This is a genomic window from Amycolatopsis sp. NPDC114503 (genome assembly GCF_055633655.1).
The window spans coordinates 644,492-667,484 of the sequence record NZ_JBVKDT010000004.1 but is presented as its reverse complement, the minus strand read 5'-3'; the positions used below and the strand labels follow the sequence as shown (position 1 = coordinate 667,484).

At 69.1% G+C, this 22,993-nt stretch carries 16 protein-coding genes, 1 tRNA gene and 1 pseudogene; 11 read left to right on the top strand and 7 right to left on the bottom strand.

Going from position 1 to position 22,993, the window contains the following annotated elements:
- Positions 1-4 precede the first annotated feature (4 nt).
- Complete coding sequence (locus ACZ7OI_RS20120; protein ID WP_470265706.1) at positions 5-3,172, top strand: AfsR/SARP family transcriptional regulator; 3,168 nt, start codon at positions 5-7, stop codon at positions 3,170-3,172.
- Here ACZ7OI_RS20120 and ACZ7OI_RS20115 read toward each other — a convergent pair.
- Positions 3,101-4,513: an amidase gene (locus ACZ7OI_RS20115; protein ID WP_470265705.1), complete on the bottom strand. Its 1,413-nt coding sequence runs from the start codon at positions 4,511-4,513 to the stop codon at positions 3,101-3,103. The genes ACZ7OI_RS20120 and ACZ7OI_RS20115 overlap by 72 nt on opposite strands.
- A 110-nt stretch (positions 4,514-4,623) precedes the next feature.
- Here ACZ7OI_RS20115 and ACZ7OI_RS20110 point away from each other — a divergent pair, with 110 nt between their 5' ends.
- Complete coding sequence (locus ACZ7OI_RS20110; RefSeq protein ID WP_470265704.1) at positions 4,624-5,589, top strand: Lrp/AsnC family transcriptional regulator; 966 nt, start codon at positions 4,624-4,626, stop codon at positions 5,587-5,589.
- Between the two features lie 3 nt (positions 5,590-5,592).
- Here ACZ7OI_RS20110 and helR read toward each other — a convergent pair whose 3' ends face one another.
- Positions 5,593-7,773: an RNA polymerase recycling motor ATPase HelR gene (gene helR / locus ACZ7OI_RS20105; RefSeq protein WP_470265703.1), complete on the bottom strand. Its 2,181-nt coding sequence runs from the start codon at positions 7,771-7,773 to the stop codon at positions 5,593-5,595.
- An 863-nt stretch (positions 7,774-8,636) separates the two neighbouring features.
- The gene (locus ACZ7OI_RS20100) at positions 8,637-9,743 is read right to left on the bottom strand and encodes an aldo/keto reductase (RefSeq protein ID WP_470265702.1); all 1,107 of its coding nucleotides are present in this window, start codon (positions 9,741-9,743) and stop codon (positions 8,637-8,639) included.
- A 923-nt stretch (positions 9,744-10,666) separates the two neighbouring features.
- Between ACZ7OI_RS20100 and ACZ7OI_RS20095 the strand changes: the two genes are divergently transcribed.
- Positions 10,667-12,919 carry an ATP-binding cassette domain-containing protein gene (locus ACZ7OI_RS20095; RefSeq protein ID WP_470265701.1) on the top strand — a complete coding sequence of 751 codons (2,253 nt, stop codon included), beginning with the start codon at positions 10,667-10,669 and terminating at the stop codon, positions 12,917-12,919.
- A 271-nt stretch (positions 12,920-13,190) separates the two neighbouring features.
- Here ACZ7OI_RS20095 and soxR read toward each other — a convergent pair whose 3' ends face one another.
- A complete protein-coding gene (soxR, locus tag ACZ7OI_RS20090; RefSeq protein WP_470265700.1) occupies positions 13,191-13,643 on the bottom strand; it encodes a redox-sensitive transcriptional activator SoxR in 453 nt (150 codons plus the stop codon).
- A gap of 36 nt (positions 13,644-13,679) precedes the next feature.
- Between soxR and ACZ7OI_RS20085 the strand changes: the two genes are divergently transcribed.
- From ACZ7OI_RS20085 to infA, 4 genes are all read left to right on the top strand, one after another.
- Positions 13,680-14,078, top strand: a complete 399-nt coding sequence (locus ACZ7OI_RS20085; RefSeq protein WP_470265699.1) for a hypothetical protein — start codon at positions 13,680-13,682, stop codon at positions 14,076-14,078.
- The gene (locus ACZ7OI_RS20080) at positions 14,078-15,010 is read left to right on the top strand and encodes an NADP-dependent oxidoreductase (RefSeq protein ID WP_470265698.1); all 933 of its coding nucleotides are present in this window, start codon (positions 14,078-14,080) and stop codon (positions 15,008-15,010) included. Before ACZ7OI_RS20085 ends, ACZ7OI_RS20080 begins: the two co-directional genes overlap by 1 nt.
- A gap of 189 nt (positions 15,011-15,199) precedes the next feature.
- A complete protein-coding gene (locus tag ACZ7OI_RS20075; protein ID WP_470265697.1) occupies positions 15,200-15,991 on the top strand; it encodes a GNAT family N-acetyltransferase in 792 nt (263 codons plus the stop codon).
- A complete protein-coding gene (gene infA / locus ACZ7OI_RS20070; protein ID WP_344284179.1) occupies positions 15,981-16,202 on the top strand; it encodes a translation initiation factor IF-1 in 222 nt (73 codons plus the stop codon). The genes ACZ7OI_RS20075 and infA overlap by 11 nt, the downstream gene beginning before the upstream one ends.
- A 51-nt stretch (positions 16,203-16,253) precedes the next feature.
- On the opposite strand, the gene ACZ7OI_RS20065 is transcribed toward infA, so the two are convergent.
- Positions 16,254-16,703, bottom strand: coding sequence for an SRPBCC family protein (locus tag ACZ7OI_RS20065; protein WP_470265696.1), 450 nt, complete (start codon positions 16,701-16,703; stop codon positions 16,254-16,256).
- Between the two features lie 45 nt (positions 16,704-16,748).
- Here ACZ7OI_RS20065 and ACZ7OI_RS20060 point away from each other — a divergent pair, with 45 nt between their 5' ends.
- Complete coding sequence (locus tag ACZ7OI_RS20060) at positions 16,749-17,357, top strand: TetR/AcrR family transcriptional regulator (protein ID WP_470265695.1); 609 nt, start codon at positions 16,749-16,751, stop codon at positions 17,355-17,357.
- Between the two features lie 18 nt (positions 17,358-17,375).
- On the opposite strand, the gene ACZ7OI_RS20055 is transcribed toward ACZ7OI_RS20060, so the two are convergent.
- Positions 17,376-17,636, bottom strand: coding sequence for a hypothetical protein (locus tag ACZ7OI_RS20055; protein ID WP_470265694.1), 261 nt, complete (start codon positions 17,634-17,636; stop codon positions 17,376-17,378).
- 153 nt (positions 17,637-17,789) lie between these two features.
- On the opposite strand from ACZ7OI_RS20055, the gene ACZ7OI_RS20050 reads away from it, so the two are divergent.
- Positions 17,790-17,863: transfer RNA gene (locus ACZ7OI_RS20050), tRNA-Ile, on the top strand.
- A 1,246-nt stretch (positions 17,864-19,109) separates the two neighbouring features.
- Here ACZ7OI_RS20050 and ACZ7OI_RS20045 read toward each other — a convergent pair.
- Positions 19,110-19,741: pseudogene (locus ACZ7OI_RS20045) on the bottom strand (hypothetical protein); the annotation flags it as partial.
- Positions 19,742-20,088: 347 nt separating this feature from the next.
- On the opposite strand from ACZ7OI_RS20045, the gene ACZ7OI_RS20040 reads away from it, so the two are divergent.
- Together ACZ7OI_RS20040 and ACZ7OI_RS20035 are read left to right on the top strand one after the other, a co-directional pair.
- Positions 20,089-21,900, top strand: coding sequence for a VMAP-C domain-containing protein (locus ACZ7OI_RS20040; protein WP_470265693.1), 1,812 nt, complete (start codon positions 20,089-20,091; stop codon positions 21,898-21,900).
- A 13-nt stretch (positions 21,901-21,913) separates the two neighbouring features.
- The gene (locus tag ACZ7OI_RS20035) at positions 21,914-22,993 is read left to right on the top strand and encodes an AAA family ATPase (RefSeq protein ID WP_470265692.1); all 1,080 of its coding nucleotides are present in this window, start codon (positions 21,914-21,916) and stop codon (positions 22,991-22,993) included.

Genomic DNA, 22,993 nt, shown 5'->3' with positions numbered 1-22,993 from the left:
ATTCGTGCGATTCGGCATCCTGGGGCCCTTGGCCGTGAGCAGTGACGACGGCCGCCTGGTCCGGGTCCCCGAGGCCAAGGTCCGGACCCTGCTCGCGGTCCTTCTCGTGCACGAGGGCCGTCCGGTGTCGGCGGACCGGCTGGCCGACGACCTGTGGGGCGACCAGCTGCCCGGCAATCCGGTCAACACCCTGCAGACGAAGGTCTCGCAGCTGCGCCGCGCGCTCGAAGGCGCCGAGCCGGGGCAGGGCCGCGCGCTGGTGCATCAGGCACCCGGGTACGTCCTGCGGATCGAACCGGAGGCGGTCGACGTCGGACGGTTCCGTGCGTTGACCGCTGCGGCGGGCACGGCGGAGGATCCGCGTTCGAAGGTCGAGTTGCTCACCGAAGCGCTGGCGTTGTGGCGGGGCTCGGCGCTCGCCGAGTTCGCCGACGAACCCTTCGCGCAGCCGGTGATCCAACGGCTGGAAGAGGACCGCCTTGTCGCGCAAGAAAACCTCGCCGACGCGCGGCTCGCTCTGGGCGAACATGCCGCGCTCACAGCGGAACTCGCGGACCTCGTCCGGCAGCATCCGTTGCGGGAACGGCTGCGCGCCCTCCAGCTGCGCGCGCTGTACGCGGCGGGGAGGCAAAGCGAGGCGCTGGCTTCTTACGACGAGCTGCGTCGCCGTCTCGCCGACGAGCTAGGCCTCGATCCCGGTCCCGGAATCGCCGCGCTGCATCGGTCGATTCTGGCGCAGGACCCGGCGCTGACCGCCGTCGTCCCGCAGCTTCCGGTGCCGCTCACCGAACTGGTCGGCCGGACCGCCGCGGTGCGGGCGGTCAGCACGCTCGTCGGCGAATCTCGCCTGGTGACGCTGACCGGGCCCGGCGGCGTCGGCAAAACCCGGCTCGCGCTGGAGACCGCGCACCGGCTCGGCGGCGACTTCGCCGCGGGAGCGTGGCTCGTCGAGCTGACCGGCATGGACCGGCACGAATGCGCGCTGAGCCAGTGTCCGCCGATCGAATGGGTGGTGGAGGCGATCGCGGCGACGCTGGGGATCCGGGACGCCGCGGCGCCCGCCCCGGCGGATCCGGCGGAACGGCTGGCCGAGTCGTTGCGGGGCAAGGAAACCCTGGTCGTCCTGGACAACTGCGAGCAGCTGATCGAGCCGGTCGCCGCGATCACCGCGCGACTGCTGGCCGCCGCGCCCGGGCTGCGGATCCTCGCCACCAGCCGGGAGCCGCTCGGGATCGCCGGGGAAACGCAATTCCCCGTGCCGCCGCTGGACCACGACAGCGCCGCGCGGCTTTTCACCGCGCGGGTCGCCGACACCGGGTTCACTGTGGACAGTGCCGACGCGGCTGCGGTCGCGGAGATTTGCCGGAAGCTGGACGGATTGCCGCTGGCGCTCGAACTCGCGGCGACTCGGGTCCGCGCCTTGGGCGTGCCGGAATTGCTGCGGCGGCTGGACGACCGGTTCCGCCTGCTCGACACCACTCGCCGCGGAGTGCCCGCCCGGCAGCAGACTCTGCGCGCGATGATCGACTGGAGCTGGGAACTCCTGAGCGAGCAGGAACGTCTTGTGCTGCAACGCTTGTCGGTGCACACCGAGGATTGCGCGCTCGACGCGGCCGAGGCGGTCTGCGCGGGCGACGGCGTCGAGGAAGGCGGAGTGCTGGGTCTGCTGGCGAAGCTCGTCGACCGCTCGCTGGTCGTGCCCGCGAACACCGGCCTGCCGCGGTACCGGCTGCTCGAATCGGTGGCGGTTTACGGCCTGGAGCGGCTGCGCGAGGCCGGTGAGGCCGAAAAGACCCGGCGTCGGCACGCGGAGTACTACGTCCGGCTCGCCGGTGTCGCGGATGCCGGTCTCCGCGGCCGGGATCAACGGGGCTGGCTGCAACGCCTTGACGCGGACTTGCCGAATCTCCGTGCCGCGGCGGAGAATCTGGCCGGCTGGGGGAGCGCCGACGACGCGTTGCGGCTGGCGAACCGGCTGTCCTGGTACCGGTTTCTGCGCGGCCGGATGGCCGAGGCGATGCGCTCCCTGCGCGCCGCGCTCGGCTTGCCCGGCGGCGATCCCGAACTGCGTTCGGAAGCACAGGCGACGCTCGCCGCACTCGGCATCCTGGCCGGCGATCGGCCCGACTGGCGTCCCGTAGCCGAACAGCCGATGAGCGCCCGGGCCAAGTGGTTCATCGGCTACGCACTGTCCACAGTGGCCGATCTGTCCGGTGCCGAGCCGTTGACCTCGGACGCCCTGGCCGCCTTTGAAGCGGTCGGCGACCGGTGGGGGGTCGCTGCCGCAAGTGGCGACCGTGCGAGCCAGGTGTTGTCGAGAGGCGATATCGCGGCAGCGTGGCGTTACGCCGATCGTTGCGCGGACCTGTTCGCGGAAATCGGTGACAAATGGGGCCAGCTGCAGGCGATTTTCGCGCGGGGCGCGCTCAGTTCCCTAGCCGGGAATTACGCGCGTTCCGAGGCGGTCCACGTCGAGGGATTGCAGATCGCCGAGGAACTGGGCCTGTGGCCGGAAGCGTCGTACCAGCTGTCGTGGCTAGGCCGGGTGGCGTTGCTGCGCAAGGATTACGCCGCCGCCCGCGAACTGCATGAACGGGCTCGCGACCTCGCCGCGGAGCACGGCTTCACGCCGGGGGAGATGTATGCGCTGACCGGGCTGGCCCTCGGCGCCCGGCGCGAGGGCGACCTCGATCTCGCCGAGGAGCATTTGCGGACGCTGCTCGAGTGGAACAAGCAGGTCGATTTCGAGCCGGGGAACACGTTGATCCTCGCGGAACTCGGTTTCGTCGCCGAATTGCGCGACGATCCGGAGACTGCGTTGCTGCGGCATCGAGAAGGTTATGAGATCGCGCGCCGGACAGGGGATCCGCGGGCGATCGCGTTGGCGTTGGAAGGGTTGGCGGGTGCGCACGCACTGGCCGGTGCGGCTCGCGACGCCGCTCGGCTGCTGGGCGCGGCCGCGGCTTCCCGCGCCGGGGTCGGCACTCCGCTGCCCGCAGCGGAGCGGGGTGACGTGGACCGGATCACCGCCCGCGCGAGCGGCGTTCTCGGCGCGGAGGAGTTCGCGGCCGAGTTTCGCGCGGGCGGTGAATCAGGAGCCTCAGAAGACGGGCCGCTGATTCCCGTATCCGGTGGCCTGCTCGAAAGCGTGCGCGGCGCGCAACAGCCCTAGCTCGCCCCGCATCGGCGCGATGATCTGCAGCCCCACCGGACGTCCGTCTTCAGTGAACCCCGCGGGCACCGAAAGCGCCGGACAGCCGGTCGCCGAGATCGAATAGGCCGAGCGCATCCACTCCAGGTAGTCGTGCATCGGTTGCCCGGCAACGGTTTCTGGGTACTCCCACTCCACCGGGAACGGCGGAACCTGGCTCACCGGCGCGAGCAGCAGGTCGTACTGGGCGAAGAACTCCCGCATCCCGGTGATGAGCTGCAGCTGCCGCGTCTGCGCGCTCGCGATGTCGGCACCGGAAAGCGTGGCGCCGAAAGCGATGTTGTCCACGAGGGTCTGTTTCATCTTGTCCGGATGTTCTTCGAGCAGGCCGCTGAACCCGGCGTGGAAAAGCCAACCACGCAGGGTGCGGAACACCTCGTCGGCCGCGGCGAGGTCCGGGCAGGCCGGTTCGACGCGACAGCCGAGATCGGCGAACACCTTCACCGCCGGTTCGAGCACGGCGCTGACGGCCGGGTCGACCGGCAGCCCGCCCAGATCCGGCGACCACGCCACGCGCAGTCCGGCGAGGTCGGCGTCGAGCGGTCCGGCGAAGGGCGCGGCGGGCTGGTCGAGCGAGATCGGGTTGCGCTCGTCGTGCCCGGCGATCACGGACAGCAGGAGCGCCACGTCCGCGACCGTCCGGCCCATCGGCCCCTGCACGCCCAGTGCCTCCCACGGCAGCGTCGCCGGCCAGGTCGGCACGCGGCCCGGCGACGGACGCAGGCCGACGACGTTGCAGAACGAGGCCGGGTTCCGCAACGAACCGCCCATGTCGCTGCCCTCGGCGAGCGGTTGCAGGCCCGCCGCCAGCGCCGCCGCCGCGCCGCCGCTGCTGCCGCCAGCCGACAGATCCCGCCGATACGGGTTGCGCGTGGCCCCGAAGACCGGGTTCATCGTGTGCGAACCGGCCCCGAACTCCGGCGCGTTCGTCTTGCCGAGCGTGATCGCGCCCGCGTTTCGGATCCGCTCGACGACGAGCGTGTCGCTGTCCGGCACGTGGTCGGCGAAAATGGGGGAACCGTAGGTCGTGCGGACACCGGCGACGTCGTGCGTGTCCTTGTGCGCCACCGGAATCCCGTGCAGCGGGCCGACCTCCTCGCCGTGCGCGAGACGTTCGTCGGCGGCCGCGGCCTCGCTCAGCGCGCGCTCGGCGGTGAGCGTGACGATCGCGTTGATCTGAGGGTTGACCTGCTCGATCCGGTCGAGATGGGCTTGGGTCGCCTCGCGGGCGGACAGTTCGCGGGTGCGCAGCCGACGGGCCAGCTCGCGGGCGGGCAGGTAACAGATCTCCTCGGCGCTCACTGGCTTCCCTTCCTGACCCGGTGTCCGTTCGAGACGTCAGCTTCGCGCGCGGTGCTGGGGTCGGACAAGAGCTGCTCGACAAATGACGGAATCAGCCAGAGTATTGGCTGATGACCGCACGCTTGGACCCTCTCGACCGCCGGATCGCCGGCGCGTTGCAAGTCGACGGCCGCGCGTCCTGGCGGCGGATCGCCGAGGTGCTGGACGCGCCCGAGCGCACAGTGGCCCGTCGTGGGACACACCTGTTGCGCACCGGCGTCGTGACGGTTGTCGCCGTTTCACCGCACGGCGTGCCGCTGCTGGTCCGCGGTCGCTGCCGGCCCGGGCTCGGCCGTCCCGCGGGCACGGCGCTCGCGGGACGGCCGGAGACGAGCTTCTGCTACCTCATCACCGGTCAGGGCGAACTGGTCGCCGAGGTCTTCTGCGACCGCAACCGGCTGCCGACCTTCATGTTCGACGAGATGGCGGCAATCCCCGGCCTGCACGATCTGACGGCCGATACCGTCACCCGCTACTACCGCACCATCCACGAATGGCAGCCCGGCCTGCTCAGCCCGTCCGAGACAGCGGCGATCTCCTCGCTGCCGCAGCCGACCCCGCAGCCCCGGCAGCCCGACGGCGTCGCCTTCAGCGGCGACGAACGCGCCATCGTGCGCGCGCTGCGCGAGGACGGCCGGCGGACCCACGAGGAGCTCGCCCGCGCCGCCGGGATCTCGGAATCGACCGTCCGCCGCCGGCTGGAAGCGTTGCGGCGGGAGGAAAAGGTGTTCATCCGGGCGGTGGTGGAGCCGGCCGTGCTCGGGCTGCCGGTCGAGGCGCTGCTGTGGATCCGGTGCCGGCCGCACGACGTCGACGACATCGGCCGGGCGTTGCTGGCCTCGCCGTACGTGCGGTACGCGGCGGCGATGACGGGCGAGTATCAGCTCCTGGCTGACGTGACCTTGCCCGACATCGCCGCGTTGCACGAGTTCGTCGGCAGCTCCGGATGGTCCCGGCAGGCGGATTCGGTGCATACCGGGGTGGTGCTGAAAGCGTTGAAGCGCAGCAGCGTCCTCGCTCCCGAGCTGCGCTCCTGACGGTCAGATCCGCTCTTCCAGCCCGTTCAGCACCGACGGCAACGCGCCGCGGTGCAGCACGCCGAGCCGTTGCGTCGCCCGGGTGAGCGCGACATACAGCTCTGCCGCGCCGCGCGGGCCTTCCGCGAGAATCCGGTCCGGGTCCACGAGAAGCACGGCGTCGTACTCCAGCCCCTTCGTCTCCGACGCCTGCACCGCACCCGGCACGTCCGACGGCCCGATCACGACGCTGGTCCCTTCCCTGCCCGCTTCATCGCGGACGAATTCCTCCACCGCGGCAGGCAATTCGTCGTCGGTGACCTTCCGCGACCACGGCCGGACCCCGCACGCGCGAACCGATTCCGGCGGCTCGACCCCCGGCGCGAACTCGGCCAGCACCGCGCCCGCGACGGCCATGATTTCCGCCGGGGTGCGGTAGTTGACGGTGAGCGACCGGTAGACCCAGCGGCCCGGGACGTACGGATCCAGCATCGTGCCCCAGTCCGTCGCCCCGGCTGCCGAGCGGCGCTGCGCCAAGTCGCCGACCACGGTGAACGACCGGCTCGGGCACCGCCGCATCAGCACCCGCCAGTCCATTTCGGACAGTTCCTGGGCTTCGTCGACCACCACGTGCCGGTAGGTCCAGTCCCGGTCCGCGGCGGCGCGTTCGGCGAGGTCGCGGGTGTCGTACTCGACGAACCGCTCGGCCAAGTCGGTGTCGTAGAGCAGGTGCTCCGCCGACAGGCCGATGTCCTCGTCCATCTCCTCGCGGTCGAGCCGCATGATGTCCAGCACACCCGCCGCGTACTCGGCCTCCGCCTCGCGTTCGGCTTTGTCCTCCTTCTGTTTCGCCCGGTCCGGTGCCTTGCCCAGGAGGTCGATCAGCTCGTCCAGGAGCGGGACGTCCGACACTGTCCAGGCGTCGCCCGGCTCGCGCAGCAGCGCCTGGCTGGCACCGGCCGCGGTGAGCCGTGCGGGGGAGGAGTACAGCGTGGCCAGCAGGTTTTCCGGAGTCAGGATCGGCCAGAGGCGGTCGATGGCCTTGACGAACGCGCTGTCGGCGAGGAGTTCCTTGACGAGCGTGGAACGGAAGTCCTCCCACTCCTCCTTGTCGTCGCGCGTAAGCCAACCGCGCCCGATGCGGGCGATGGCGCGTTCGGTGAGCACGTAGGTGACGATCTCGACGAACACCGCCCGCGCTTCGTTGTGCGGCCGTCCGCTCTGCCGCGCCTCGTCGCGGGCCCACTCGGCGGTCGCCGCGTCGATCCGGACTGTGGTGTCGCGGAGTTCGATCAGGATGGGTTCCTCAGGCAGCTCCTGCCGGTCCGCGACCGCCGCGCCGAGGACGTCGAGCATCCGCAGAGATCCCTTGAACCGCGCGACTTCCGGCTCGTCTTCGGCACTCGTCTGCAGCCCCGGAAGCAGCCCGCCCGGAGTGGTGAACACCACGTCGGACTCGCCGAGCGACGGCAGCACGCGGCCGATGTGGTTCAGGAACGAAGGATTCGGCCCGAGGACGAGGACGCCGTGGCGCTCCATCCGCTCGCGCTGCGTGTACAGCAGATACGCGACGCGGTGGAGCGCCACGACGGTTTTCCCGGTTCCCGGCCCTCCCTCAATGACCAGGACGCCGGGATGGTCGAGCCGGATGATGCGGTCCTGCTCGGCCTGGATCGTCGCGACGATGTCCCGCATCCCCTCGCCGCGAGGCGCGTTGACCGCGGCGAGCAGCGCGGCGTCGGCGTCGTTCTCCTCGTCGCTGCCCGGCCGGCCGAAGACCTCGTCGGTGAAGGACGTGACCTGCCGGCCATGCGTGTGGAACTGCCGCCGTCGCCGCATGTCCTCGGGGGTGGCGGCGGTAGCGGTGTAAAACGCGCTCGACGCCGGGGCGCGCCAGTCGAGAAGGACGGGTTTGTACTCGTCGTCCTGGTCGAAAAGCCCGATCCGGCCGATGTAGGAATGGTCGCCTTCGAGCGTGTCGAGCCGCCCGAAACACAACCCGGAGTCGGCGACCGACAACCGCCGCGTTTCGCGAGTGAGCGCGCGCACCTCGACGTCGCGCTCGCCCGGAGTCTCGTCGTTTCGCTTGAGAGCAGCGGTGTAGCGCTCGCCGGCCCGCCGGCGCTCGTCGTCGAGCCGCCGGTACAGACCGGCGACGTAGTCCTGTTCGGACCGCAGTTCTTCTTCGTACCCCTGAGTTGACACGTGCCCCTCGCTGCTGTTATTCTGAACCCAGATTCGGCGCGAACTTCTGATTTCCTGGTGAAGACGCGTCGATTTTTTATTGTCCACCCTTTGTCAAGTGGTGGGTTGGACTGGTGCTTTTCCGGCTTTTTCTCGCCGGGGTCGAGCCCGATGCGAGTGGGACTGGCTCGCGGCTCGCGGCTCGCCAGGCTCATCGCGGACGTCTAGGTGCTGGCGAGCTCGGGAGCGGCGGGCTGGGCCGAGTCCTCGGGTGAGCTGAGTCGAGTCCCTCGGTGGGCTGGGCCGAGTCGCTTGGTGGGGCGGCCGAGTTTCCAGACGAGCCGAGTTCCAGGTGGGCTGAACTGGGTCCCGGGCAAGGAGCCTGAGCCCCCAGGCGAGCCGTGCCGAGCCGGTTCACGACGTATCCCGGCCGCAGGAACTGGTCGAACTGGCGCTGGCCGGCCCGACGCGATTCGAGCTAGGTCCCGGGCAGCGCTGCCGAGCCCGCAGGCGGGCTGAGTCGAGTGCTCCGGCAGGACGGCCGAGTCCGAGGGCGAGCCGAGCTGAGTCCCCCGGCAGGCGGGGATCGTGGTGTCGAGGACCGAGCCTCGGGCCGTGGTAAGCCAAGCCGTCCCGATCCGGCGGGCGGGCTGGCTCCTGCCGTGCGGACGTCTCGTCTGCGCAGTGCCATGCTTGTCTTCCCGCGCGCCCCAACCCCTGACCTTGCCCGCGACAATCGCACGCTCGCTCCCGACAACTCGAATTCCGTGATCGAGCAGCGATTCTGCGGCATCCCCCGGGGCTTGCGGCAAGCCCCGGGGTGCGCTATATCTTAGAAAGGGCGAGGGAAATCATTTTTCACAGTGCGCGGAATCCCGCGCGGTTCACGGCTGCTTCGCCGGCACCCAGTTGCGCACCGCCGGCCGATAGCCCTCCGGCTTGTCGCCCACCTTCGCGCCGGGGTTGATCAGCCACGACTGGTAGTCCGGCGTGAACATCCGGTACGGCCCGGCCGGCGGCGTCTCGCTCGCGCGGTCCAGGGCGTCGCGCAGGTCGGCGGGCAGGGTGAAGTCGAGCGCGTGCATCGTCGCGTCCAGTTGGTCCGCGCTGCTCGCCCCGACGATCGCCGACGCGATGCCCGGCTGCGTCGCCACCCAGTTGATCGCGACCTGCGCCATCGTGACGTTCAGCTCGTCGGCGACCGTCTCGAGCGTCTTCAGCAGGTCCCACTGCTGCGCCGTCCAAGTCCCGGCGGCACCCTCGCCCGCCAACCGGCCCTCGCCGCTCAGCCCAGCCGACGAACTGCGGTATTTGCCGCTCAGGAACCCGCTGCCGAGCGGGCTCCACGCGGTGATTCCCAGGCCCAGCTCCTGGCCCGCCGGGACGTGCTCGGTCTCGATCGTCCGCTCGATCAGCGAATACGGCAGCTGAAGACTGATCATCGGCGGCAGCGAATGCGCGTCGGCGAGGGTCTGCGCGCGGCTGGCGTACCACGCGGGCACGTCGGACAGCCCGGCGTACCGGATCTTCCCCGCCCGCACCAGATCGTCGAACGTTCGCAGCACCTCCTCGACCGGCGTGATCCGGTCCCACGTGTGCAGCAGGAACAGGTCGAGATAGTCGGTGCCCAGCCGGCGCAGCGACGCCTCCACCGACCGGATCATGTGCTTGCGCCCGTTGCCGCCGGCGTTCGGATCGCCCGGGCCGACGCTGTTGGTGAACTTCGAGGTCAGCACCAGCCGGTCCCGCTCGCCCGTCTCGGCGATGAACTTGCCGAGCAGCCGCTCGCTCTCGCCCGCGGTGTAAAAGTCCGCAGTGTCGATGAAATTGCCGCCTTCCTCGACGTACTTGCGGAAGACCGGCCGCGCCTCTTCCTCGGACTTCCCGTAGGCCGCGTGGAACCCGTCGGTGCCGAAATTCATCGTGCCGAGCGCGAGCCTGCTGACCCGCAATCCGGACCGGCCGAGCAGGTAATACTGGTCAAGAGACATCGGGGTCATCGCTCCGTTCCCGAAAACACGTGCGGGCCGTGCCCGCCTGGCTCGGCCAGGGTGCCTTCGGAAAAATGGACCAGCAAGTCCAGAATCTGAAGGGCGCCGGGCAGGAGGGAGCGGCTGTGGGTTGTCGGCGAGCAGGCCGCGGTCGGCTGGGGTCCTGGAGCAAACCGATGCCCGGGAGGGTGCTCGACGTCGGGATGCCTTGAGCCGGTCGCGAGGTGAACTGAAATAGCAGCCGCAAGCGAAAGAAGCGTCGGCTGGCGTGAGCGACAAGCCGAATGTTCCGCTCCGAATAATCCAACTCGCAGAGCGTGCGCTTCCCTTGTCTGCCAATGACTTCCCTGAACGAACGCCGCCCGTTCCGCCCGCTCGCCTGTGATCCGCCGAGCTGCTGCCCGCCGAACCCCTGCTCATCGAGCCGCATCGCCCCGGCCGCTGCTCGCCGAGGCGCAACCTGTCCAGCCGCAACCCGCCGAGTCGTAACCCAGCCAGCCGCAATCCGCCCAGCAGTAACCGCAACCCCGCCCAGCAGTAACTCGCCGAGTCGCAGCCCGGCCAACCGCAACCCGCTCAGTCGTAGTCCGACGAACCGCAACTCGCTCAGCCGCAACCCGCCCAGCCGCAAGCCCGGCGAACCCCAACCCGCCGAGCCGCAACTCGCTCAGCCGCAGTCCGGTGAACCCCAACCTGGCGAACCGCAATCCGCCGAACCTCAACCCGCCGAGCCGCAACTCGCTCAGCCGCAGTCAGGCGAACCCAACCCGGCGAATCCCAACCCGCCCAGCAACAACCCACCCATCCGACCCACCCAGCCGACCCGCCTCCGCCCAGCCGCACCGCGCCAGCCCCAACCCAGCCCACCCCGCCCGACTCAACCCACCCCGCCCGAACCCCCGCCGGGACGTAAGCTGCGGGACATGCCGTCGAACATGATCAGCCTCCGCGGCGTGCGCACGCACAACCTCGCCGACGTGGACGTCGACATTCCGAAGCACCAGCTGGTCGCGGTCACCGGCGTTTCCGGGTCCGGCAAGTCGTCTCTGGCGTTCGCGACGCTCGCGGCCGAGTCGCGGCGGCAGCTGTACTCGACGATGCCCGCGTTCGTCCGGACCAAACTGCCGCACGATCCGGCCCCGGAGGCCAGTTCGCTCAGCGGGCTGACCACCGTCGTCGTGGTGGATCAGCGGCCTCTGGGCACGAATTCGCGGTCGACGGTCGGCACCGCCACCGAGGTGTGGACGATGCTGCGGATGTTGTTCTCCCGCCTCGGCGAACCGTCCGCGGGGTACTCGCCCGCCTATTCGTTCAACGATCCGTCCGGCATGTGCCCGGCTTGCGCGGGGCTCGGCACGGTCACCGACATCGACGGCGAGCGGATGATCGACCGCAGCCGTTCGCTCAACGACGGGGCGATGGTCTTCCCCAGCTTCGCGGTCGACAGCTGGATCTGGAAGCGCTATGTCTACTCGGGATTCTTCGACAACGACCTGCCGTTGCGGGAGTGGCCTGAGGAACTGGTGCAGTTCCTGCTGCACGGGCCGACGCAGAAGCCGCCGAATCCGTTGCCCCGGTTTCCGGCGAGTGCCAAGTACCAGTCGATGGTGCCGCGGATCCGGCGGCTGCTGGTCGAACGCGAGGCCAAGATGGGGCCGGCGGTGCGCGCGGCGCTCGCGGACGTGACCCGGCAGCGGCCGTGCCCGGACTGCGGCGGCAGCAGGCTCGCTCCGGCCGCGCGGGAGAGCCGGATCAACGGGGTGTCCATTGTGGACCTCGGATATCGCGACGCGGCGGGGTTGCTGGAATTCTGCGCCGGACTCGAGCACGAGTGGGCGCGGCCGCTGGTGGCGGCGCTGCGGTTGCGGCTGGAATCGATGATCACGCTCGGCCTCGGGCATCTGCACTGTTACCGCGCGACCCCGACGTTGTCCGGCGGCGAATCGCAGCGGCTGAAACTGGTGCGGCACTTGGGATCGAGCCTCACCGACCTCACGTACGTACTCGACGAACCGACGGACGGGCTGCATCCCGCTGACGTCGCGTCCCTCGTTGATGTACTACGAAGGTTGCGTGATCACGGCAACACGGTGCTGGTGGTGGATCACCACGAAGCGGTGATGGTCGCAGCGGACCACGTGATCGATCTGGGGCCGGGAGCGGGAGAAGCCGGCGGGCGCGTGGTGTTTCACGGCCCGCCGGCGGAGTTGCGGAAGGCGGACACGACGACCGCGCGGGCGTTGCGCACGGGCGTCCGGCTCAAGGACACGCTGCGGGAACCGACCGGCTGGCTGCCGTTGCGCGGGCTGGACCGGCACACGCTGCGCGACATCGACGTCGATGTGCCGACGGGCGTGCTCACGGTGATCACCGGAGTGGCCGGGTCCGGGAAGTCCACGCTGGCGGGCGAACTCGCCGAGCGGCACCCGCGGTTCACGGTGGTCGACCAGAGCCAGATCGTCGCGACGGCGCGGTCGACGGTCGGCACCTGGCTCGGGCTGGCCGATCCGGTGCAGCGCGCGTTCGCGGAGGTGAGCGGCGAGTCGCCGAAGCTGTTCAACCCGCGTTCGCAGGGCGGGTGCCCGGCCTGCCGCGGCACCGGCGTCCGTCGGACGGACCTGGCGTTCCTGGAGGACGTCGACACGCCGTGCGAGGAGTGCGACGCGACCGGATTCCGCGCTGAGGCACTGGAGACGCGGCTGGAAGGGCGGACTGTGCTGGAGGTGCTGGGCACGCCGGTGTCGGCGCTGGCCCGGTACGTCCCGCATCCGGACGTGGTCCGGCTGGCCGCGCTGCTCGGCGAACTGGGGCTCGGGCACCTGGCGAGCGGCCGCACGCTCGACACGCTGTCGGGCGGCGAGCGGCAACGGCTGAAACTCGCCCGGCAGCTCGACTCGACCAGCGACGACCTGCTCGTCGACGAACCCACCGCGGGCCTGCATCCCAGCGACACCACGCGGATGGTGGCGCTGCTGGACCGGCTCGTCGACGAAGGCCGGACGCTCGTCGTGGTCGAACATTCGCTGCACGTGGTCGCCGCGGCGGACTGGGTGCTCGACCTCGGCCCCGGCGCGGGCGAGAACGGCGGCCAGGTGCTCTACACCGGCACGCCGAAGGGACTCGCCGAGCACGACGGCGCGACGGGACGGTACTTCCGGGCGGCGCTTGGCGAATAGCGGCGATCCGCCGGTGCGAGCCCGTAGCTCGCGCTGCAGTGGCAGGCGGATTCGGTAAGGGGCCCCTTCACGGACCTTCGGGGACGTGGGGTTCCGTGAGGGCCACCCTGAGGGACTTTCGGGGCCTGGGGTTCCGTGAGGGCCATCCTCGCGGGCTTTCGGGACCGCGGAGTTCCGTGAGGGCCACCTTCACAGACTCTGAGGCCCTCAGGGTTCCCCTCACGACCCTCGCGACCCACGGACCCGCCAGTCACGCGGCAGGGGAGCGCGGTCAATGCGGGAACCGGCGCGCCCCCGCGCCGCCTTGGCCGAGGACGTCGTCCGGATTCGAGTACGGGCAGGATTTCAGCGACAGGCAGCCGCAGCCGATGCAGTCGGTGAAGCGGTCCCGCAGCGCGGTCAGCTCCTCGATCCGGGCGGTGAGGCGGTCGTGCCAGCGGCGGGAAATGCGCGCCCAGTCGCGTTTGGTGGGGATGCGCTGGTCCGGCAGTTCGGCGAGCGCGTCCTTGATCTCTTCCAGCGACACTCCGACCCGCTGCGCGGTCCGGATGAAGGCGATCATGCGCAGCGTGTCGCGCCGGTACTCGCGCCGGTTGCCGCTCGTGCGCCTGCTCGCGATGAGCCCGCGGCTCTCGTAATAGTGCAGCGTCGGGACGCTCACGCCGGCGCGTTCGGCGATCTGTCCCGGCTTCAGCCAGACGACCTCGCGCGTGATCTGGGGCATGGCAGCTCTTTCCGTGCTTGACATCAAGTCCGCTTGATGAAGTCCACTGTAAGCACCGCCCGGACGGCGGCGGAGATCGCGCGTGAAGGGGATTTTGTGACGACTACGACCCTGCGGGTGTGGGCCGACGTGCTGTGTCGGTGGTGCTGGACGGGACATCGCCGCCTCGCGCAAGCGATTGCGGAGTCTGGCGTCCCGGCGCGGATAGAGCATCGGGGTTTTCTTCTGGTGCCGGAAGGTCCTGGTCCGCAGCGGCGGCGGATCGGCGAGAATGAGGACTATGTGGCGGAAGTGTTGGCGGATCACGAAGAAGGACGATTGCTGGGGGGCCATTCGGTACCGACAGTCGTGCATGGCGACCGCTTTGTCGCCGGGGCGAGAAGCGTCCAGGATCTGACGGAATTCGTTCGGTCGGCAGCGAAGGCGGTGGCGTGATGTCCGAGATTCCGGCTGTGATGCGTGCTGCCGCGATTGACGAATTCGGCCCGGCTGAACGGCTGACCGTCCACCGCGTGCCGACGCCGGTCGCGGGGCCCGGCGAGGTGCTGGTGCGCGTCGAGGCTGCCGGCGTTCAGCCGACCGACGTCGCGATCCGGGACGGCTGGACGCCGCCGGGCGCGACCATCGAGTTTCCGCAGATTCTGGGCAACGAGTTCGCCGGGACGATCGTCGAGGTCGGTGCTGGGGTGGCTGAATTCGAGACAGGACAACAGGTTGCCGGGTTCCGGACGCTGGGCTGCTATGCCGAGTACGTCAGTGCGCCAGCTGACCAATTGAGCATTAAGCCGGAGAAGGTCGACTGGCTGACGGCGGGGGCGCTGTCCGCGTCCGGGCAGACGGCGCATACCGCGTTGGAACGGCTCGGTGCACGGTCCGGCGAGACGATCCTGATCCACGGCGCGGCTGGTGGCGTCGGCTCGATGGCGGTTCAGTTGGCGCGCCATCGCGGGCTGCGGGTAATCGGGACCGGCAGCGCGCAGAACCAGGAATATCTCCGCGCACTTGGTGCCATACCAGTGATATACGGCGAAGGCGAAATCGAACGCCTCCGTGAGGCTGCCCCAGCTGGTATAGACCTCGCTCTCGATACGGCCGGAAACGGAAACCTTCGCGCCGCGGCGGAGATCGTGGCTGATCGCGGCCGGATCGGGTCCATTGTGGAGCCTGCGCTGGCCGCCGAACTCGGCGGACAGTGGATCACCAGCGACCGGTCCGCCCGGCGGCTCGGCGAACTGCTCGACCTGTGCGCGCGAGGCGAACTGCGGGTCACCGTCCGGGCGGAGTACCCGCTGGACGACGCCGCGAGCGGCCATCGCGCGGTAGCCGTCGGGCACGGTCGCGGCAAGGTAGTGCTGCGGATCGGCTGAGGAGGAATTAATCGGTGGACGGGGTCGCCGGACGCCGTTATGGTTCGCCCGACCGTGACTCGACACCGGGAGGTGAGCCCCATGAACGCTGTTTCGATGTGGGTGCTCCCCGTGTCGTCACGGTCGGGCGACTGACGTAGGGGTTGCCAGGAGCGCCTTGAGCTGAAGGCACTCCGAAAGGTGACCATCATGGACACTGTGCGTTTCACCGCGGGCGAACCCGCGGTGAGCATCACCCGGGTCGAACCCGGACTGTGGCAAGCGTCGGACGACGGCAGGCTGGCCGGTCGCGGCGAGGCCACCACCCGGCCGGACGGACGGGTTTTCCTGAGCATCGACGCCTGGCACCGCTCAGTCTTCGACCAGCTCGCCCGCGAAATGCTGGCAGGGCTGCCGGACCCTCTCCACACCGTGGTCGACGAGACCGACCACGAACTGCTGGACGGCTGGCAGCAGGCCGGTCTGACGATCCGCCGCCGCGAGTGGGAGTACGTCGTGCCCACCGACGCGGGAGGTGCCGGGCCGGTTGTCCCGCCGCCCGGCGTCGCCATCGTGCCCGCCGGATCCGCTGAAGAGGGTCCGTTGCGCGAGCTGGACCGCGTCGTCCGGGCCGAGGTCGAGGCGAGCGTCGGCTGGTCGGAGATGCCAGCCGAAGTGCTGCCGCATCCGGCTGGCGACACAGTCGTGGATCCGTCGAAATACGCCGTGGCTGTCGAGGGCGGCGAATACGTGGGGCTGATTCGCGTGGTTCAGGTGACGCGCCTGCCCCGGATCGGGCTCGTCGCCGTCCGCGCTGACCGGCAACGCCGGGGCATCGCGCGCGGGCTGCTGCTTCACACGCTCGACGTCCTGCATCGAGTGGGGATTAAGACGGCGTCGGCTGAGGTGAACGAGGCCAACGCGGCGGCGACGGCGCTGTTCGAGGGCATCGGCGCACGGCGGGCGAACAGCACGGTGGAGTTGATGCGCGATGGCCGGTAAGGGCGGGATCGAAGTGGAAGGAACCGTGGTCGAGTGCCTGCGCGACGCCCGGTTCACCGTCGAATTGCCCAACGGGCACCACGTGCTGGCCCACATCAGCGGCAAGATCAGGAAGAACTTCATCAAGATCGTGCCGTATGACCGGGTTTTGGTGGAGCTGAGCCCGTACGACCTCGACCGGGGCCGGATCCTGTTCCGGTACCGGAACTAGCCCGGTCAGCCGCCTGCGGTCCTGGTGCTCCGGCCGGGACCGCAGGAGCGGTCAGCTCGTTTTCGCGGCGGCGAGCCGGGTCAGCGCGTCGCATTTCCGGCCGAAGTTCGCCACGATGTCGGCGCCGATGATCCGGACCATGACCGCGCGCAGCGGAGTGTCGAGGACGATGCGCTGGGTCAGCTCGGCTCCGCCGGGGGCAGCCGCGACGCTCAGCCGGAGGTCCATCGTCCCGAGCGGAACGGGCTGGCGGAGCGTGAAATCGTGTCCGGGCCGCCAGTTCGTGAAGGTGAAGTCCTTCGCGATTTTCGCGTGCACCCTGCCGCGGAATCCGCCGCTGGGGTAAAGGAATCCGGTCGATCCGGTAGTGATCGGGCCGTGCAGCTTGACGCGCGCGACGTCCGGGTCCCAGCGCGGCCAGTTCTCGACGTCGGCGAGGACGTCCCAGAGCGCAGCCGGGTCGACGGCGAGGGTCCGGGCGGAGGTTCTGTCCCAGGTCATGCCCCTGAAGATATACGGAACTGTCAGTCTCGTAAACTGTGCGCCATGACGCACAACCGGCGCGGACGGCCGCGGGAGCAGGGGATCGACGAGGCGGTGCGGGCCGCGGTCAACGAACTGCTGGAGGAGGTCGGCTACCAGCGATGCACGGTCGACGCGATCGCCGCGCGCGCCGGCGTCGGCAAGGCGGCGCTCTACCGGCGCTGGAAGTCGAAGGCGGAACTCGTCTTCGCAGCCGTCGTTCACGACGACGCGCTGACACCGCCACCCGACACCGGCACTCTGCGCGGTGACGTGGCAGGCGTTCTCGCCGACATCCAGTCCGCTTTGGACGGACCGCAAGTGCGAAACGCCTTGCCTGGCCTGCTCGCCGACCTCCGCGCCGAAGACGCGCCCACAGCCCGCCTCGGCGAGCTGTTCCTGGTGCGGGAGCGGGCTTATCTGGCAGAGGTGCTCGACCGCGCAGTCAACCGCGGTGAGCTGCTTCGACGCCCCGAAGTGCCCGTAGTGCACGCGATGCTGCTCGGTTCAGTCTTCGCGTGGCTGCACCTTTTGCGGGAAGCAGTGCCACCCGGCGGTCTCGCCGAGGCGCTTGCGCCGGGTTTGTACGGCGCCCTTGCCGAACTGGGCGGCGTTGCTCATTTTCCCACGTAACCGCAACGGAATTCGGCGTCACCGACGAGGTCGCGGCGAAGGCTTACGCCGTGACAGCTCGTCCGCGATTATCGCGTCCAGACGGGTGTTCGCACTGCGAAGCGCACGGTATCCCCGGTGCGCCGCCACGATTACCGCAATCCCGACGACCGAGGCGATCGACAGGACCACCCCGTGCGAGATCAGGGTGTCCCGGTAGTCGCGGGCGAGATAGCCCAGCCCGAGCCCGGCGGCGAGAGCATCGAGAAGCGCGAGCGGAACCTGTCCGGGGATGCGCATGGCGGTCTCCTCTCGGGACCCGACCCCAGCAATGTAGGCGACCGGAGAGCTCCGCGAGGGTTCCCGACCCGATCGGCCTACGCCCCCGGCCCGCGCGGGCCCTGTGCTAAGTTGACCTGAACTGGGGGGATCGACCTGCGGAAGCGAACCCAGGGGCCGGTAGCTCAGTTGGTTAGAGCAGGGGACTCATAATCCCTTGGCCGTCGGTTCGAGCCCGACCCGGCCCACTCTGCCCTCCCCTTGTATAGGGTCTGACCTGTGGAAACAGGTCTAATAACGATCTTGGGACGAGTTCCGGCGACGGGGTTCGAGACGAGCACGGCGCTGGTAGGCCAAGGGACCTTCAAGGACGACTGCTTTCCTGACCGTTGTTGAAGCTTCGGCGGAGGTGCTCGAGCACGATGACATCCGCGAGCTTGTCCCGGACTGGAGAACGCACCTGAGAGCCGTGTCGGCTCGACGATCGATGCGTGCCTCCGCAGCCTGGCCATGCTGGTCGACTACCTCGACGACGAAGACATCTCGATGCTGACCTTGGAAATCGGGCGACGGTAGCTGGAGCGGTATTTAGAATACCTTCGCCAGCGGCCTAATTTCCGCACCGGTGAGTCGCTGCCGCACAGCTACATAGCGAAGCAGTATCGGCACCTGCAACAGTTCTGGCGTTGGCCCGACGATGGGGAAGAGATCGTCGAATTGTCTCCGTTTTACAAAATGGAGGTGCCTCACGTCTCGGAGGGGCCTCCGGCGGTTCTGCGTGGGTCCGAACTGAAGTCGCTGCTCGACACTGCAAAAGGGAAGGGGTTTGCTGAACTCCGGGACCGGCGATTGCCGCGCGCGCGACGTGCCTTTCAACCCTGCGACGGCGGAGGTGCTCAGGCGCTACTTTCGTGCCCGTGCACGCCATCCTTACGGCAGGCGCACGACGGCGGCTTGGCTCGGTCGCCTCGCCTATTTGAGGTCAAACTGCCGAATCCATTCCGGATCGCCCATTGCCACGGTGGATACCAGCGCGCCGTCGAATCGCGATGCTCCACTGTAGTGCTCGACTCCTTCGTCGAAGGTGACGTCGGGCGCGTCCGGACGGCCGATCAATCCGCTCGTCGGCGACCGCGGCCGGCGGGCCTTGTGCCGGATTTTCCAGCCGGGTGGGAGATTGCGGTGCGCAGCTGTTCGGCGACCCGGGCGCGTGCCATCTCGGAGACGGCGGGCTGGCAGCTGTCTCGAAGCTTTATTGCTTCGCGTGCTCGTCTGCGCTGACCTTTGCTGGTCGTCTTCTGGGGTTCTCACAATGCGGTGCCAGGCGGTGCTGGCTGTGGGCGTGCGCGGCGTCGCGGTGGCTCCTGCCGAGGCAGAGCCAGTTGCCAGGGCAGGGCGGTCGGCTGCAGTTGAGTTCGCCGGGCCGCTCATGCCGAGTTCCGATGAAGGCATGGCCACATCGAGGTTTTCTCGGCAGCGGTGGTGGTGGTCGTGGTGGGTGCGGACGAGGGTCGCTTGGGTGATGCGGCCGATTCGTTTGGGGCAGAGGGTGAGGTGGCGGAGGGCTCGCCAGCGGGTTTCGAGGATGGCGGCGGCGCGTTCGCTGAGGCAGCGCAAGCGGGTGGGGAGCAGGTGCGGCCGAGGGGAGGGGGCAGCTTCAGAGCGGGAGCCCTGCGGAGGAACTGGACGTTTCCGCCGAAGCGGCGGTGTTTGCCCGCGTACCACAGGTGCACGGTGGCTCCGCTGTTGCGGCCTGTGGTTTTGGCCGCGGTGACCCGGTCGCAGCCGATGCGGACGCCGTCGAGATCACGTGCGCGTCCCGGCCGCGCGGCGCTCGGGCAGGACCTGGGGCAGGTCCGGGGCCTGCGCGGTGATCGCCTCGTGCAGATACCGGTAGGCGGTCGCGACACTGATGGCGTGGCCGACGGCGAGGCGGTGCACCGGTGTCGCGTCGCGGAACCAGGCCAGCACCAGCACCGCCTGCTTGTAGGGCGACAGGGCCCGCCGCGGGCGCGGCGCTCGGCGTGCAGGACAAGCGCGACGAACAGGGCCGACTCGCGCTCCACGTCAAGCGCGGCACCATAGGCAATCTCCGGAGTTCTCGGACTCGATCTTCGAAAATCCAGTCCTGCCAGCGCCCCCGCGCCCCACCCCCGGCGACACACACCCCGCCCAGCCCTGCTGGGACAACCTCAATGCGGCATGGGAGAAACAGGGAGTCTCCCGTGCCGCATGGGAGACTCCCGGCCTGCGGCAGAGCCGCACCGACACGTCAAGAACAGCACTGAACAGCCCCTGCCTTCAGAACAGGGAAGGGAGCCTTCACGGACTCGTCCCGTGGGGACCCACGCGGCCGTAGCACCGGACGGAAAGGACTCATTTGTCAATTGACACTCAATCCCGGGGTTGATGGACGCGATAATGTGGCGGTCGGCGCCGGCGGGTCGGCGCCGCGGACCTTGGGAGGGGGCCAGTGGCGCGACCGACGCAGGCTCTTGACCGGACGATCGTCGTGGCGGACGTAGCGGGATTCACCTCCCCGGACAGGTACCTTCCCGATCGGCTGGCCGTCCGCCAAGGCATGTACGACGTGCTGAAGACCGCGTTCGCGGAAAGCGACGTCGACTTCGATTCCTGCGCGCGGGAGGATCGCGGCGACGGCGCGCTGATCCTGTTGCCGCCCGGCACGGCCAAAAGCCTTGTCGCCGACCGCTTGCCGGACCGGATCACGGTCGCCCTCCGCCGGTACAACCACACCCGGACTCCGCAGGCGCAGATCCGGCTTCGGGTGAGCCTCAACTCCGGTGAGGTGCTGAACGACGGCAACGGCTGGGTCGGCGAGGCCGTCGACACGGCCTTCCGCATTCTGGACGCGCAACTCGCGAAGGACGCGTTCGCGGAATCCGGCCGGATGGTCGCCGTCATCTCTTCGGAGCGCTTCTTCGCCGACGTCATCGAGCGGGATCCCGGACTCGTGCCCGAGTCGTACACACCGATACCGGTTTCGGTGAAGACTTTCACTGGAACGGCTTATTTACGACTGCTCGGCGAACCCGCGGCGCTGATCTCGAAACCGTCCGCCGTCGTGCCGGAACCCCCGGACGCCCTGTTCCTCGCGGACGTGAACAGTGCGGTTCTGGATTTGATCCCCCGCAAGGATCTCGCGGGCCTCCACCGCCATCTGACCCGGATGGAGGTCCCCCATTTGGCGGTTATGGTGAGCCGCGCGCTCGGCCCGGCGGTTCCGCTGCCGCGACTGGAGGGAATCACCGATGCGTGGAGCGCCTTTCACCTGCTCGCCGACTTCAACGCCGGTCCGGACGGGATCCCGCCCGCCATAACGTTTCTGCGCCTGCTCGCCGAGAACGCCGAGGGGGAGCCGGGCGCCACGATCGCCGACTGGATCGCCGACCAGGCCCGATCGCTGCGCCTCGGGCCCGCCCTGGACCGCCAGCGGCATAACAGGCTGCCGATTCCGGAATGCCCGCATGTGCATTTGATGATCATGCTCGAACCCGTTTCCGCGGATCCGACGCGATGCACCCTCGCATTCTGGCGTCAGGATGACCCGGAAGTGTGGCCGCCGGCGCTCGGCGGGGTGTGCGAAATCGGAATAGACGAGGTCGAGTTCAGGGTCGACGACGTCATCCTGGAGACTGAGAGCGTCTGGGCAGCCCAGAGCGTGTCCGCGTCGGTGGAATTCCTGCTGCCGAGGACGTTGATCAATTTGCCCGTGCAGCGGTGGGCCAAGGAACATGAGACCGGCCAGCCCCTGCCCCTGCGCTACGGGTACCGGCTGGGAATACGGTCTCTGGAGAGGATGCGGGCGAGGCATTGGCATCGCGCATGGCATGTCCGCTGGGACTCGATGGTGAAGGATCCGTCCGCCGACCGCCTGCACTATTCCGGCAGCGCGGAGTTCGGAGAGCATCCGATCGACGAGATACTCAGCGACGATCACTGGGTCGGGCTCGTATTGGAGAAACCGCCGCCGTCCCAGGCGGAACCGGGCGCCGAACCGGACGGGCTGACGTGTGCCCTCCGCAGTGGACTTCCGGTGGTGCTGTGGCATCCGGACGCCGAGCCGGAGGATCTGCGCGAGCTGCTCGACTGGGTACTGGCCGCGGAGTCCGGATTCATCGAACTTCCGGACCGCCGGAAATTGGCGAATTCCGGTGCGGCGGTACCGTTCAAGAATTCTCTGGCTCACGATCTGGTGGTAATGTGGGACGACCCGAAACGCGTGATCGTTCTGGACCGGCCGTTGATCCCGAGCCGACAGTGAGGGGACGCCGCGGATGAGCGCGAACGATCAGGACGCGACGGCGGACGGCCGGACGCCGCAGCCCGACGCACCCGATTGGTGGATTTACCGGGGCACCGGCAGGCCGATCCACGACATCGATCTCGCCCAGCTGCTGCCCGCGCCGCCGCCGTGGCGTTCCTATCGCGGCGACCCGCCGCCGGACGACGTGCCGCCGCCGGACGACGGCGAGGCGGAGCGCCGGCTCGGCACCGCGTTCACGCTTTCCGAGCAGGACGCCGACGCGGGCGAATTGAACATGGTCAACGCCGCCCTGTATCTGCGGAGACCCTTGCTGGTCACCGGAAATCCGGGAACCGGGAAGTCCAGTCTCGCCTACCGGATCGCCAGGGAACTCGGCCTCGGCCGGGTGCTGCGCTGGGCGATCACCAGTCATACCGCGCTGAGTTCCGGGCTGTACGGCTACGACGCGATCGGCCGGGTCCAGGCCGCGGCGACCAGCCAGGCCCAGCGCGGCGGCGAGGCCGAGGAGCCGCCGATCGGCGATTTCGTCCGGATCGGCCCGCTCGGCACCGCGTTCCTGCCCAGCAGGCTGCCGCGGGTGCTGTTGATCGACGAACTGGACAAATCCGAGGCGGACCTGCCCAACGACCTGTTGTCGATTTTCGAGGACGGCGAATTCTCGGTCGAGGAATTGGCCAGGGTCCGCAACCGGCATCCCGAAGTCACCGTGCACACCGCCGACCCGCAGCGCACCGCCGTCGTCCGCGACGGCCGGATCGCGTGCCACGCCTTCCCGATCATCGTCATGACCAGCAACGGGGAGCGGGAATTCCCGCCCGCGTTCCTCCGCCGGTGCCTGCAACTGCGGATCGAGAACCCGGATCACGACCAGCTCGCGGCGATCGTGGCCAGTCATCTGGTCGGCGAGAACGGCGAACACCGTGACAAGCTCGTCCGCGACTTCGCCGAACGCAGCAAGGCGGAAGGCGGACTTCCCACCGACAGGCTGCTCGACGCCGTCTATCTGGCCACTTCGGGTGCCTACCGGCCGGATCAGGAGGCATGGCCGCGGCTGGTGGACGCTCTTTGGCAACGACTGACGGTGCGGTGA